The sequence below is a fragment of the Acidovorax sp. LjRoot129 genome (assembly GCF_964253765.1).
Classification (GTDB): Bacteria; Pseudomonadota; Gammaproteobacteria; order Burkholderiales; family Burkholderiaceae_C; genus Acidovorax.
In genome coordinates this window covers 2,083,732-2,095,774 of the sequence record NZ_CAXUSE020000001.1, presented here as the reverse complement: position 1 = coordinate 2,095,774, position 12,043 = coordinate 2,083,732, and the positions used below count along the sequence as shown (strand labels likewise).

Annotated in this window: 11 protein-coding genes; 6 read left to right on the top strand and 5 right to left on the bottom strand. The window is 66.0% G+C overall.

Going from position 1 to position 12,043, the window contains the following annotated elements:
* Nucleotides 1-126: 126 nt before the first annotated feature.
* Nucleotides 127-408 (top strand): hypothetical protein, encoded by a 282-nt coding sequence (locus ACSQ3Q_RS09580; protein ID WP_436134157.1) that lies wholly within the window; start codon nucleotides 127-129, stop codon nucleotides 406-408.
* Between the two features lie 82 nt (nucleotides 409-490).
* Here ACSQ3Q_RS09580 and ACSQ3Q_RS09575 read toward each other — a convergent pair whose 3' ends face one another.
* The 4 genes from ACSQ3Q_RS09575 to ACSQ3Q_RS09560 are packed head-to-tail and all read right to left on the bottom strand — an operon-like array spanning nucleotide 491 to nucleotide 4,947.
* Entirely contained in the window at nucleotides 491-1,084 is a 594-nt protein-coding gene (locus ACSQ3Q_RS09575) for a DUF2894 domain-containing protein (protein ID WP_436134156.1), read from the bottom strand.
* Nucleotides 1,077-1,739, bottom strand: coding sequence for an OmpA family protein (locus ACSQ3Q_RS09570; RefSeq protein ID WP_436134155.1), 663 nt, complete (start codon nucleotides 1,737-1,739; stop codon nucleotides 1,077-1,079). The genes ACSQ3Q_RS09575 and ACSQ3Q_RS09570 overlap by 8 nt, the downstream gene beginning before the upstream one ends.
* Before the next feature lie 5 nt (nucleotides 1,740-1,744).
* Nucleotides 1,745-4,150 (bottom strand): DUF802 domain-containing protein, encoded by a 2,406-nt coding sequence (locus ACSQ3Q_RS09565; protein ID WP_436134154.1) that lies wholly within the window; start codon nucleotides 4,148-4,150, stop codon nucleotides 1,745-1,747.
* An 11-nt stretch (nucleotides 4,151-4,161) separates the two neighbouring features.
* Nucleotides 4,162-4,947 carry a DUF3348 family protein gene (locus tag ACSQ3Q_RS09560; RefSeq protein ID WP_436134153.1) on the bottom strand — a complete coding sequence of 262 codons (786 nt, stop codon included), beginning with the start codon at nucleotides 4,945-4,947 and terminating at the stop codon, nucleotides 4,162-4,164.
* A gap of 311 nt (nucleotides 4,948-5,258) precedes the next feature.
* Here ACSQ3Q_RS09560 and ACSQ3Q_RS09555 point away from each other — a divergent pair, with 311 nt between their 5' ends.
* Complete coding sequence (locus ACSQ3Q_RS09555; protein WP_436134152.1) at nucleotides 5,259-5,915, top strand: YitT family protein; 657 nt, start codon at nucleotides 5,259-5,261, stop codon at nucleotides 5,913-5,915.
* 55 nt (nucleotides 5,916-5,970) lie between these two features.
* On the opposite strand, the gene ACSQ3Q_RS09550 is transcribed toward ACSQ3Q_RS09555, so the two are convergent.
* Nucleotides 5,971-9,519, bottom strand: a complete 3,549-nt coding sequence (locus tag ACSQ3Q_RS09550) for an EAL domain-containing protein (RefSeq protein ID WP_436134151.1) — start codon at nucleotides 9,517-9,519, stop codon at nucleotides 5,971-5,973.
* 197 nt (nucleotides 9,520-9,716) lie between these two features.
* Here ACSQ3Q_RS09550 and ACSQ3Q_RS09545 point away from each other — a divergent pair, with 197 nt between their 5' ends.
* The 4 genes from ACSQ3Q_RS09545 (at nucleotide 9,717) to ACSQ3Q_RS09530 (ending at nucleotide 12,034) form a co-directional block, all read left to right on the top strand.
* A complete protein-coding gene (locus ACSQ3Q_RS09545; RefSeq protein ID WP_436134150.1) occupies nucleotides 9,717-10,214 on the top strand; it encodes a hypothetical protein in 498 nt (165 codons plus the stop codon).
* A gap of 234 nt (nucleotides 10,215-10,448) precedes the next feature.
* Nucleotides 10,449-10,940 (top strand): cupredoxin domain-containing protein, encoded by a 492-nt coding sequence (locus tag ACSQ3Q_RS09540; RefSeq protein WP_436134149.1) that lies wholly within the window; start codon nucleotides 10,449-10,451, stop codon nucleotides 10,938-10,940.
* 156 nt (nucleotides 10,941-11,096) lie between these two features.
* A complete protein-coding gene (locus tag ACSQ3Q_RS09535) occupies nucleotides 11,097-11,621 on the top strand; it encodes a DUF411 domain-containing protein (protein ID WP_436134148.1) in 525 nt (174 codons plus the stop codon).
* The gene (locus ACSQ3Q_RS09530) at nucleotides 11,618-12,034 is read left to right on the top strand and encodes a copper-binding protein (protein ID WP_436134147.1); all 417 of its coding nucleotides are present in this window, start codon (nucleotides 11,618-11,620) and stop codon (nucleotides 12,032-12,034) included. Before ACSQ3Q_RS09535 ends, ACSQ3Q_RS09530 begins: the two co-directional genes overlap by 4 nt.
* Nucleotides 12,035-12,043 lie beyond the last annotated feature (9 nt).

The following is a 12,043-nucleotide window of genomic DNA, read 5'->3' as shown; positions in this document are numbered from 1 at the left end:
ACCTGTGTTTTCTGTTTGTAGTGATGCTGCCTACAATGTCACCTCCCCCGCTCTCCCGGCCTGTAGGCGATTGCGCCGCGTCCCCCATGGAAGAAGCCGATTCTTCATACACAGCGAGATTGACTTATGCCTAGCGCAACCGACAAGACCCAGGACGCCGAAATGGCGCAGATCCTGAGTGACAACCAGGAATCGGCCGAACAAATCCGCGCAGCGGCCAACGAACTGGATGTGGTTCATGCGGTGCTTGCCACCCAGATCCCGACCAGCGCCCTGAAGGCCGACCTGCAAGCGGCCGTGGAACGCACGGACCAGCTGGAGCAGCAACTGAGCGAAACCGCCGAGGCGCTCAATCAGTCCAACGAACGGCTGCAGCGCCACATTGCTGACCAGGAAAGCAGTAAGTAGGCCTTGCCCACCCGGGGGCTGACAGGATCAGCCCCCAACCCTGTGCCCCCGTGATAGCGCAGGATGTCAGCCCCGTCAATCTTCAGGTTTTCGCGCGGCCAGCCCGTGCTGCTTTGGGCGGGATGCCCAGGTTTTTGGGGCGCGCGTTCGCCTGCTCCAGCCACAGCAGCGAGTCCATCGCAGACAAAAAGCGCCGCAGGTAGTCCGGCGACACGTCCCGCATCAGGCTGATCGAACGCAGCATCAGCTTGTGCGGGTTGAGTGGCCCCGCGTTTTCCGGCCCGCGGTCCAGCGCCTTCACTACCTGCTGCTCTGCAGAAATGCGTGCCCACACCTCGCTGAACTCACGCACGCTCTTCATGGCCGACGCGCTGGCGCCGCCTTCCATGCGCACCTGATCCGCATCGGCTTGGGCGCGGGCGTCGAGCTCACGGTTGAGTTCGGCCAGGGGCGACGGACCCTTCACACCGACCCCGCCAGTTCCGGCCCCGCCCACCGCGCGGGCACGTTCTGCATAGGCCGTGACCGCCTGCTGCAGCCGCTGCGCCAGCACCTGCTGCACGGCCGCAGGCTGATCTGGCAGACGTGCGGCCAGTACCTCAAGATAGCGGTAGCGCACAGGGTCGTGGCGGTCCGCCCCTTCGGCGCGCAGCGATGCGAGCGTGGGCTCACCCATGCGGGACGGCCTTGGTGCTGGACGCCTTTGGCACTGGCGCCATCTCCACACGGCGGTTTTGCGCGCGGCCTTTTTCGTCGGCGTTCGACGCCACTGGCTGCTCCGCGCCAAAGGCCGCGGCAAACACTTGCGACGACGGCATGCCTTCTTCAATAAGAGCGCGAGCAACAGTCAATGCCCGCTGCGCGGACAGTTCCAGGTTGTCGGCAAAACGCTGGTGGTTGCCACGCAGCAGCGTCGTGTTATCCGTAAAACCGCTGACCATCAACATCTCGTCGCGCTCGCGCAGGTACACCTGCAGCGGCTGCACTAGGCTCCTCAACAGTTGCCGGCCCTCTGGCCGCAATTCGTCAGAGCCGGCCGCAAACAATACGCTGCCGCTGATGCCGATGCGGCCATCGTTCACCGTCACGCGGCCGCTGGCCAGCGGGATCGCCAACGCTTTTTCCAGCGCCATGCGGCGCTGTTCCTCTTGCTGGCGCTTTTGCACCTCTTGTTGAAGGCTGGCGACCAGATCGACCTGCACCACCAGCACGCCCACCAGAACGAGAACAAACGCGCCCAGCAAACCCGCCATGAGATCACCAAACACAGCCCACACAGGCGCCGTCTGCTCGCCCGCCTCGTCCATGGTGTGGTCGACGGCGTCGTCCATGCCCATCACCCGGTCACCTCTTGGGCGGCTGTGGCCTTCACGTTAAGACGGCGCAGGTCTTCCACGATGCCCTGTTGCGACGCGATGCTCAGGTCGATCACTTCACGCGCTTGCGCCACGTAATACGCCAGCTGCTCGTCGCTGCGGCTCAAGGACTGGCCAATCGCGCCCTCGATGCGCTGCAGGCTGCCCATCAGCTTCTCGTTGCTCGCAGTGAACAAACCCACGCCGTGGCTGAAAGCCTCGCCCAGGCTCGACAGCTCCACCGCGCTGGCGGCGACGTGCGTGGCCACCTCGTTGGCCTTGCCGGCCTGGGTTTGCAGCGCCTCTGCAAATTTGTCAGCCGCCTGCTCCAGGACCGACGCCGCGGTGCCCACCAACGATTCGACGGCGCCGCGCTGCTGGACCGCCGCCTCGTTGACAGACTGCAGCAAGGTGCCCAGCTGCTCCATCATGGCCGTGCGCTCGGCCAGGGCGACGTTGTCGCGTTCGCTCAACTGCGTCATTTCCTTGCGCAACTGTGCAATGACTTCGGCGGCCGCTTGCGGCACATCCGACGCGGTCTGCAAAAGGCGCGTGAGCGGCGCTTCGAGTGCAGAGCCCAACGTGGCCAGGTGCTGCGCCACTGCGGCTTGCAGCGTCTCCAGGCGGTCCACCGCCGCACGGCCGCGCTCGGCCTCGGCGTCCCGTAGGGCAACCAGTTCGGTGCGCCAGACGCCGGCCAGGGTATCCATGCGTTCGCCTTGCGCCTGCAGCCAGCGGGTTTCGGCCTCGGTGCGGGTACGCATCAGCGCATCCGACTGGTCCATCCACCGCGCCGTGCCCTCTAGGGTATGCGCCACCTGTTCGCTCAAGCGGCCGGTCAGTCCTATGATCGCAGTCTCCAGCGACTCGCACACGCCCTGCTGCCGCTCCAGTGTCTCGGAACTCACATGCTTCCATTCGACAGTCAGCGATGCGGCGACGCCCGCCATGGATTCGTGCCATCCAGCCAAGCGCGTCTGGTCGGCTGCTATCTGGGCTGCATGAGACTGCGCGACCGTGTCCTGCAGCGACGCCAGCATGGCGCTAGAACGTCGCTCCAGCGCCTGCGCTGCCGCGTCCAGCGCCGTGTCCAGGCGTGCGGTGGTCCCTTCGAGCACGCGGCACACTTCGTGGTGTTGCTGGGCGGTTTTGGCGCCCGCATCTTCCCACCGCGCCGCCAGAATCTGGGCCATGTCTTCCATCGACGCACGCCAGCCGGCCAGGCGCTCCTCGTCGGCCGCCTTTTGTGCCGCGTGCGACTGCACCACCGTGTCGTGCAAGGCCGAGTGCAGCGCGCCGGAGCGCTGCTCGAACACCTGGGTGACGGACTTCAGCGCGCCGTCCAGATCGGCCACCAAGCGGCCTTGCGCATGGGCCTGGTTTTCCAAGGCCGATGTCCAGGTCTCGGAGACCCGGCGCGCCGTGCCCTCCCACTGCCCTGCCAGCGCCTGCATCTGCGCAGCCGTGGCCTCGGTGAGCCGCTGGTGAGCGCGCTGCGACTCCTGCGCAAGCTCGGCCATGGCCTGCTCCACCACGGGCCGCAGCGTTTCGCCAGCTACACGTGCGCTGGCTCCCAAACTGTCCTGCAGGGAAGACCCGACAGCACCAGCCAGCTGGGTGTACGCCGACGATGCTTCACTATGGAAATTCTTCTGCTGCCCCAACAACTGTTCGGCCAGTTCACCGTGGCGGCGTTCGAGCCCCTCCACCAGGCCTTGCAGGCGCTCGGCAATCAGGGGCAGCGCGTGCGCTTGCGCCTGGAGTGCCTGAAAGGTTTCGTCGCGGCGATGGCTAGCGGAAAAAGGCCGAAATACCGTCGGGATACGCACGTCCAGCAGCCGTACAGTGGCCAGGCGCTCCCGTCGGGTCATCGCGGACAAAAGGCCCAACATGGCCGACGCAGCAACGCCCGCCACCGAAGTGCCGAACGACAAGCCAAGTCCCTTGATGGGCTCTGCCAGCGCCGTACGGATAGCCTCCAGGTTCGAGGACGTTTCCAGCGCAAACACCGCGCCCTTGAACGTCATCACCATCCCGAGGAAGGTGCCCAGCATCCCCAACATGACCAGCAAACCCACCAGATAGGGCGCAAGGGTCGGGCCCGGCAAGGCCATGCGCTCGCCCTCGATGCGTTGGCGCACGGGGTGGCGCAGCGACGGGTGCAGGCGCTCGAGCCAGGGGCCGAGCTCGGATGGCGGCTGCTGCGCATCGCCCAGCGCAGACGCCAGCGAAGTGGTGGCCCTGCGAAACTGCATCAGCTCCAGGGCGCCCAGCACATACACCGCACCGATCAGCAGCGTCAACACCAGCGCCAGAGGACTGGTCCCGACAAATCCCCAACCCACCCAACCCACGGCCGCAAGGCCCAGGGCGAATACGGCGGTCATCACACTCTTGTTCATTCCTGTCGTTCCATGTTCTCGTTGCGGGCTGCTTCCAGCAAGCCCATGATCGGTTGCAGACGCACGTGCATCTCGGCCAGCAGCAGCGCCTGCAGATCCCGCTCGAAGGCGTGAAGCCAGCCACCGGGCTGCCGCCAGCGGTGGGGCTCATCGTCGAGCCCCAAAGATTCAATCCGAAGCTGGTGGTCACGGCGCAACTGGGCCATGCGCCGGTCGAGGTGGGCCGGCAAGGACGCCCAAAGGCGCTGCTCCCGGACCGAAATCAACTGCTCCAGGACGGAGTCCAGCGCGGCCAGCTGCCGCAACGCGCGGGAGCCCTGCGACACCCCATGCCGTATCTGGGCACGCAGCGCCAGCAACTTGGTATCCATTTGTTTTTGCAGGCTGAGATAGCGCGGCGCGTGAAACCCGAACTCGGCTTCGGCAGCGGGATCGGGCGCATCTGCGCGCGTGTTGTCGGCCCGCTCGCGTGCGGGTTTGGCGGGCACGGGCTTGGCCGATATCGCTGCCGTCAGCTCTGCCTTGCCACGCAAAAATGATTCTTCCAGCGCATGCAAGTCCAGTTCCTGCGACGCTTCCACCCCTTGCACCAGGTCGTCCGGAAACGACTCGATGGCGTGCAGCGACCGGCTCAGCGTGACCGCGTCGACCGTGCTCAGCCACGGCGCCAATTGCTCCGCCACATCGCTGCGCCCCGCTGCACCCGCACCCAAGCCGGCCTGCGTCCATTGCTGGAGCAGTACAACGAGGCCTGAGTTGTTGAGTCGGTGGTGCGGATACATCCCTGGAAAACCAATCACTGCGCTTGCCCCCTCCGCGGGACGGGGCAACAGGGAACGGGTCCCCCGTGGGCAAAACCGCGTATTTTCGCAGGAACAGGCAGCGCTTCGGCCAGGAGGCTGCAGGGTTGCAGGTGTTACATCTTCATGGCGCGGGTTGTGGCCCCAGGGGTGGCCCAGGATTTAGGGGCCATGCAGCGGCGCGAGAGGCCATAGGGTGCAAGCGTTCGTTTTGATGCGCCACAAATCCGGCATGGCGCTTGCGTGGTCCAATCCGTCCCGTTTCACGTCCTACGGCTAACCTGCCGCGCACTATGCAGCGTTCTCTCGCCACCCCCTCTAAACCGCATGAATTGGCGACCGCCACAGCCCCCACGGCGGTACCGCACTCGCTGGCGGAAGATGCGATGGCAGTCTTTACCGGCGTGCTGCTCATTTCGGTGGGTGTGGCATTTTTCACCAGCGCCGGGCTTCTGACGGGCGGCACCGCCGGACTGGCGTTCTTGCTGCACTACGCCACCGGCATCGGCTTTGGCAAGATTTTCTTTGTGCTTAACCTGCCGTTTTATTGGCTGGCCTTGCGCAAGCTGGGGCGTGCATTCACGGTGAAGACGTTCATCGCGGTGCTGCTGCTGTCGCTGCTCACCGAACTGCAGTCCCAGTTGTTGCAATTCGCGCAGCTGCAGCCGCTGTACGCCGCCATTGCGGGCGGGTTGATCACCGGCACTGGCTTTCTGGTGCTGTTCAGGCACCGCTGCAGCCTGGGCGGGGTAGGCATTGCTGCGCTGTATTTGCAAGACCGCTACGGCTGGCGGGCGGGCAAGGTGCAGATGGCGGTGGACTGCTGCATCCTGCTGCTGGCCCTGTGGACGGTCGAGCCCCTGCGCGTGGCCTTGTCGGTGGCGGGCGCCGTGGCGCTCAACATGGTGCTGGCGGTCAACCACCGGCCCGGCCGCTACATGGCCACCTGAATAGCGCGCGCGGCGCTCGCAATGGGCAACCCGGTGCGTGCGGGCCGCATAGACGCTATGCCTGCGGTGCGCGTGCCCGCAAAAATCGCTCCAGCTCATCGATGGGCACGGGCCGGCTGAACAGATAGCCCTGCCACAGGCTGCAGCCATGTTTTTCCAGAAAAGCGCGCTGCTGCTCTGTCTCCACGCCCTCGGCGATCACGTCGATGCCCAGGCTCTGCGCCATGCCGATGATGGTCTGCACGATGAGTGCATCCGTGTGCTGAATGCCGATATTGCGCACAAAGCTCTGGTCGATCTTGAGCTGGTCGAGCGGCAGGCGCGTGAGGTAGGACAGCGACGACTGCCCGGTGCCAAAGTCATCCAGTGAAAAGCCCAGGCCCAGCGCGCGCAGCGCGTTCATCTTGGCAATCGTGTCGTCTACGTTGTCGAGCGCCAGGCTTTCGGTCAGCTCCAGCTTGAGGCGTTCGGGCCGCGCGCCCGTGTGCAACAGCACCGTGCGGATCTGCTCCATGAAGTCGGGCTGCCGGAACTGGCGCGCACTCACGTTGACCGACAGTTCCAGGGGCTCGGTGGCCGGGTGGTCCGCCCACTGGCGCAACTGCGCGCAGGCGGTCTGCAGCACCCACAGGCCGATCGGCAGGATGAGGCCGGTTTCCTCGGCCAGCGGTATGAAATCGGACGGCGCGACCATGCCACGCACGGGATGCGCCCAACGTATCAGGGCTTCTGCGCCCACGGTGCGTGCGCCGCATGCCACCTGCACCTGATAGTGCAACAAGAACTGCCCCGCCGCCAGCGCTGTGCGCAGATCGTTCTCCAGCGCGGCGCGGGCCGTCACGGCGGCCTGCATCATCGGATCGAAGAAGCGGATCGCGTTGCGCCCTGCAGTCTTTGCCGCGTACATGGCCAGGTCCGCATGTTTGACAAGGTCCTCCACCGTCTGGCTCTGAGCATTGAACAGCACGGCGCCCACGCTGGTGGTGCTGTGCACGTGGTGGGATGCGAGCTGGTACGGCTGATTGAGTGCCGCGAGGATTTTTTCGGACACGTCCTGCGCCTGCTCGGCCGCTTCGGTCGGCAGCGCGGCCAGGTCTTCGAGCAGCACCAGAAACTCGTCGCCACCCAGCCGGGCGACCGTGTCGCCCTCCCGCACACAGTCCACCAGGCGCTGCCCCACCTGCTGCAGCAGCACATCGCCCATGTCGTGGCCCAGCGTGTCATTGAGTGTTTTGAAGTGGTCGAGGTCCAGGCACAGCAACGCGCCGTGCAGGCCCGAGCGCGCGCTGGTCGCGAAGGCCTGCTGCAGCCGGTCCAGCACCAGGCGGCGGTTGGGTAGATGGGTCAGCGGGTCGTAGAAGGCCAGGTGCTCGATCTCGCGCGCGGCCTGCGCGCGCTGGGTGATGTCGCTCAGCGTGCCAACATAGTGCGTGACCTCGCCGCTGCCGTCGGTCACGGCCGTGATGCCGACGAAATGCAGGTTCACCTCGCCGCTGGCGCAGCGGTTCCAAATCTCTCCCTTCCACTCCCCCGTGTTTGCAAGGCTGGCCCATACGGCATCAAAAAACGCTTTGTCGTGGTGCCCCGAAGACAAGAGACTGGCGCGCTTGCCCACCACCTCGTCGGTGCCATACCCGGTGATCTTGCTGAAGGCCCGGTTGGCGCGCAGGATCACGGTGTCGCGGTCCGTGACGACCATGCCCTCTTGCGATTCAAACGCAATCGCCGCGATGCGCAGTTCGTTCTCGTCGCGCTTGCGCGCGGTGATGTCCTTGCCCACCCCGCGGTAGCCGCGAAACGTGCCGTCGTCGTCAAAGATGGGGGTGCCGCTGATCGACACCCAGCGGGGCCGGCCTGACAGGTCATTGCGCTGGAACTCGAAATCGCGGAACTCCTCGTGGCGCTCCAGCGCATCCCGGTGGGCCTTCCACCGCGCGGGGGTTGTCCCCGGGCCGGGCAACTCCCACCGCGTCTTACCGATGTGCGCGGCAGCTTCTTGTATCAGGCGTTCGCTGGCCCGTCCGTCCACGTGGACCAGGCGGAACTGCGCGTCCTGTTCCCAGTACCAGTCGGACGAAAGCCCGGTCAGCGTACGAAAACGCGCTTCGTTGTACTCCAGCTGCTTGCGCACCTGGTAAGACTCCGACACATCGCTGAACACCAGCACCACGCCCACGATATCGCCCTGCGCATTGCGAATGGGCGCGGCGCTGTCCGCGATCTGGTACTCGGCGCCGCCCCGGGCCAGCAGCGTGGTGTGGTTGCTCAGTCCTACCACTTCGCCCTTGGTCACCACCATCTGCACCGGGTCCACCACCGGCTCCCGGGTGGTGGCGTTGACGATGCGGAAAACCTCCGTGAGTTCTTTGCCCAGCGCTTCGGGCAGGGGCCAGCCTGTCAGTCGCTCTGCCACCGCATTCATGCGCGTGACGCGCCCTGTTGCATCGGTGGCCACCACGCCGTCGCCGATGGAGTGCAGCGTGATCGACAGGTTCTCTTCACTTTCGCGCAACTGCGCTTCGGCGTTCTGCCGGGTCAGCGCCATGCGGTCAAACCGCTGGCCCAGCTCGGTGAGCTCTGCGAGGCCCGTGGTAGGGGCCTCGGGTGCATAGCGGCCCCGCGCGAGGTCGTCGGTGGCTTTCAGCAAGCGCTGCAGCGGTTTTGCCACGCCCCGCCGCACGCCCTCGTGCGCCAGCAAAAACGACAGCGCCAGGCCCGCCAGCAACACCGCGACCTCGGCCCACATGGTGCGGTTGGCAGCGGCATACAGCTGGTCCAGCGGCACCGTGAGGCTCATGGTGGCGACGGCCTTTCCACCCGCTTCGATCAGGGGCTGGAACACCATCAACTGGTGCGATCCAGCGGCGGTGCTGCGCTGAAGCGCACCCTGCCCCGAGCGCTCCAGCGCGGCGCTGAAGTCGGCGTCAGCCAGCTGCGTCCCAAGCTCGGTGGCCTCGGGTGGAAAGCGGGCCACCACGCGCCCGTCGGCGTCCGTCACGCGCGCCACGGCGCCTGGTGGCAAGCTCAGGTCGGCCAGGCGCCGGCTCCACCACTCCAGCGACACCACCGCCACCGCGGCGCCCACCGCCTGCTGGCTGTCGGGCGGCACCACCGGCACCGCAAAGTTCACGCTGGCGACCTGCGCCGCGCGGTCGATCTGAAACGCCCCGACCGAAAACTCGCGCTGGTTGATCGCGTTCTGGAAATACGGGCGGTTGGATACGTTGACCGGGGCCTTGAGTGGCCGCGCGTTGCACAGCAGGTCTCCGTTGGCCTGCGGCACGCCGATGTTGACGTAGCTCGCATTGAGCGACAGCACCTCGGCCAGATAAGCCCCGCACTGCGGGTCTGCCGGCCGGTGCACCTGGGGCATGGTGGCCAGCTTGAGCAAAAACTCCCGGGTGTTTTGGATCAGACGCTGCTGGCTGGCTGCCACGGCACGCAAGGTGTGCTGAGCCTGGTTTTCGGCGGCGGCGATGGCATCCATGCGCTGCGCGCGCGCCTGGTAGACCGCCAGCAGAACGGCAGGCAGCGTGGCCACCAGCACCAGCCAGCGGATCCGCGCAGACAACGTACTCCACGTGCGCTCAAGCCATGAGGGCATACCGTCCTTTCATCTTGCAGCGTCGCTGCCAGCCCGCACTTTTGCAGCGCGGCACGCAACGTATCGTTACATCGTACGCCGGAGATGCGAAAAACCATGCCTTTTTAATCCCGGATGGCGGAAAACCCGTACGGCGGGTCCGCACGCCTAGAAAAGGTGTCCAGGAACCATGAGGGCCCCGTCGGTATCATTCCCCGATGCGTCGCGGCTTCTACCTTGTGCTGATGGTGGTGCTGGTCCTCCGGGGCCTCACCGGCACGGCCATGGCCGCTGGTGTGCTGGCGCCGCTGCACCCGGGTGTCGCTCCGTCCTTGGCGGTACAAAGCCATGCCGGCCACGGAGCCGGGCCGGCGGAGGTCCGGGCCGATGCAGGACACCACACCGCGCATTCGTGGGCCGGCGGCAAAGTCCCACACGGCATCCCCGCCGCAGATGCGGCCCCCGACCCTTCCTCGCACGCGGTAGCGGCGGAAATCGCCGTGACGTCCATCGGCGATGGCGACCTTGCGGGGTGCGCCGGGGACGACCACCATGCCACTGCGTGTTCGGCTTGTAACATCTGCCATGCAGCCATGCTGGAAGCGTTGATTGCAACCACGCCCGCCCACCGCGCCCTGGGCGGCGCCCTGCCCACGGCTTCAGCGGCGTTCCACAGTGCATCCGCAGCACTGGCCATCAAACCACCCATCGGCTGACCTCTGACGCCCAAAGTGCGTCTGCCAACCCGAAGCCGCTGAAATCGCCTCGCCGGGCACAGCGCACTGCTGTGTCATTCGCCGCCGGGGAATGCCTGGTACGCCCCGCTGCCCGCTCACCCGCTGCTTGTCAGCGCCGATAGCGGGCCCTGAAGAAGAACCGCCGGCACGCGCGGCTTTTGGCAGACCCGGCATTGCAGACCCCTCCCACATCGCAAAACACATATATTTTTTATGAATACTATTAAATTGATAGCTATAAGCGCTTTATGGATAAGCGCTGGAGCCTCTTTTGGCCACGAAAACACCGCCCACGCGCCTGCGCGAGCCACTGCCGCCAAGGCGCAAAAGGCCTGGGGCATCGCGGGCGACCCCGCGGCCGCGCGCCGCACCATCACGCTGCGCATGACGGACGACATGCGCTTCACCCCCCGCCATATCGAGGTGCGCCAGGGCGAAACGGTTCGGCTGCGCGCGGAGAACAAAGGCAAGGTGCTGCACGAGATCGTGCTCGGCACCAAAGCCGAGTTGGACCGGCACGCTGAGATGATGGCGAAGCACCCGGGCATGGAGCACGACGAGCCCTCCATGGCACACGTCAAGCCCGGCCAGCACGGCGACATCGTGTGGAACTTCAACCGCCCCGGCACCTTTGACTTTGCCTGCCTGATCGCCGGCCACTATCAGGCGGGCATGACCGGCACCATTACCGTCGTGCCGAAATAAAGCGCTGCTCAATTGCTTAGCGCCCTTCCCGCTCGTTGCAAACGGGAGCACCCTGCGCGGCGAACTGGCCCTCACCAGCTCGCTGGCGCGCGCCAGCCAGCCAGCGCAGAGGCTGGGCTGGGTCGGGCTGAACAAGACCAGACAACTGAGATTGAAATGAAAGGCATTCCTATGACGCACCCATCCGTGACCCCACACACCACCCGCCGCGCCTGGATGGCTACCGCCATGGCGCTGCTGACCGCCAGTACAGTCCCCACCGCAGCGAAAGCGGCGGCCCCAATGGCCGTTGAAGTCTGGAAAGACCCGGACTGCGGCTGTTGCAAAGACTGGGTGGATCACCTGCAGGCCAATGGCTTTCAGGTGAAAGTGCACGAAAGCGGCAACAACGCGGTGCGTGCCCGCCTGGGCCTGCCGAAAAAACTGGGCTCGTGCCACACCGCGCTGGTCGGCGGCTACCTGATCGAGGGCCATGTGCCCGCCAGCGATGTGCGCGCCCTGCTGCTGCAAAAACCTGATGCCCTGGGCCTGGCCGTGCCCGGCATGCCCATCGGCTCACCCGGCATGGACGGCCCCGCCTACGGCGGCCGCAAGGATGCTTACGCCGTGCTCCTGGTGGCGCGCGACGGCAGCACCCGTGTTTTCAAGAACTATCCAGGCCACCCGAAAGCACCGGCATGAGGGCCCGCCACCCGGGCCGCATCGCCCCCGGCTTGCGCACCGCCTGGGTTGCCGCGGCCTTTCTCAGCGCAGCCAATGCTTTCGCGGGGGATGACCATGACCACGGGGAGGACCACGGAGGCCCAGCAGCGCCGGTCGCGGTACAGGCCGCCGTGCCCAACGACGGCGCGCCTCCAGCCGCCGCTGCGGTGGAGTTCAGCGAAGGCGAGATCGTGCGCCTGGACGCCCAGGCGCTCCAGGTGACGCTGCGGCATGGCGAGCTCAAGAACCTGAACATGCCGCCCATGACCATGGTCTTCAGCTGGCCAGCCGCAAACTCGGCCCGGGGGCTGAAGGCCGGTGACAAGGTGCGGTTTCGCGCCGAGCAGGTCGAGGGCGGGTACCGCGTGACGCACATCGAGAAGGCGCCCTGACGCGACAGA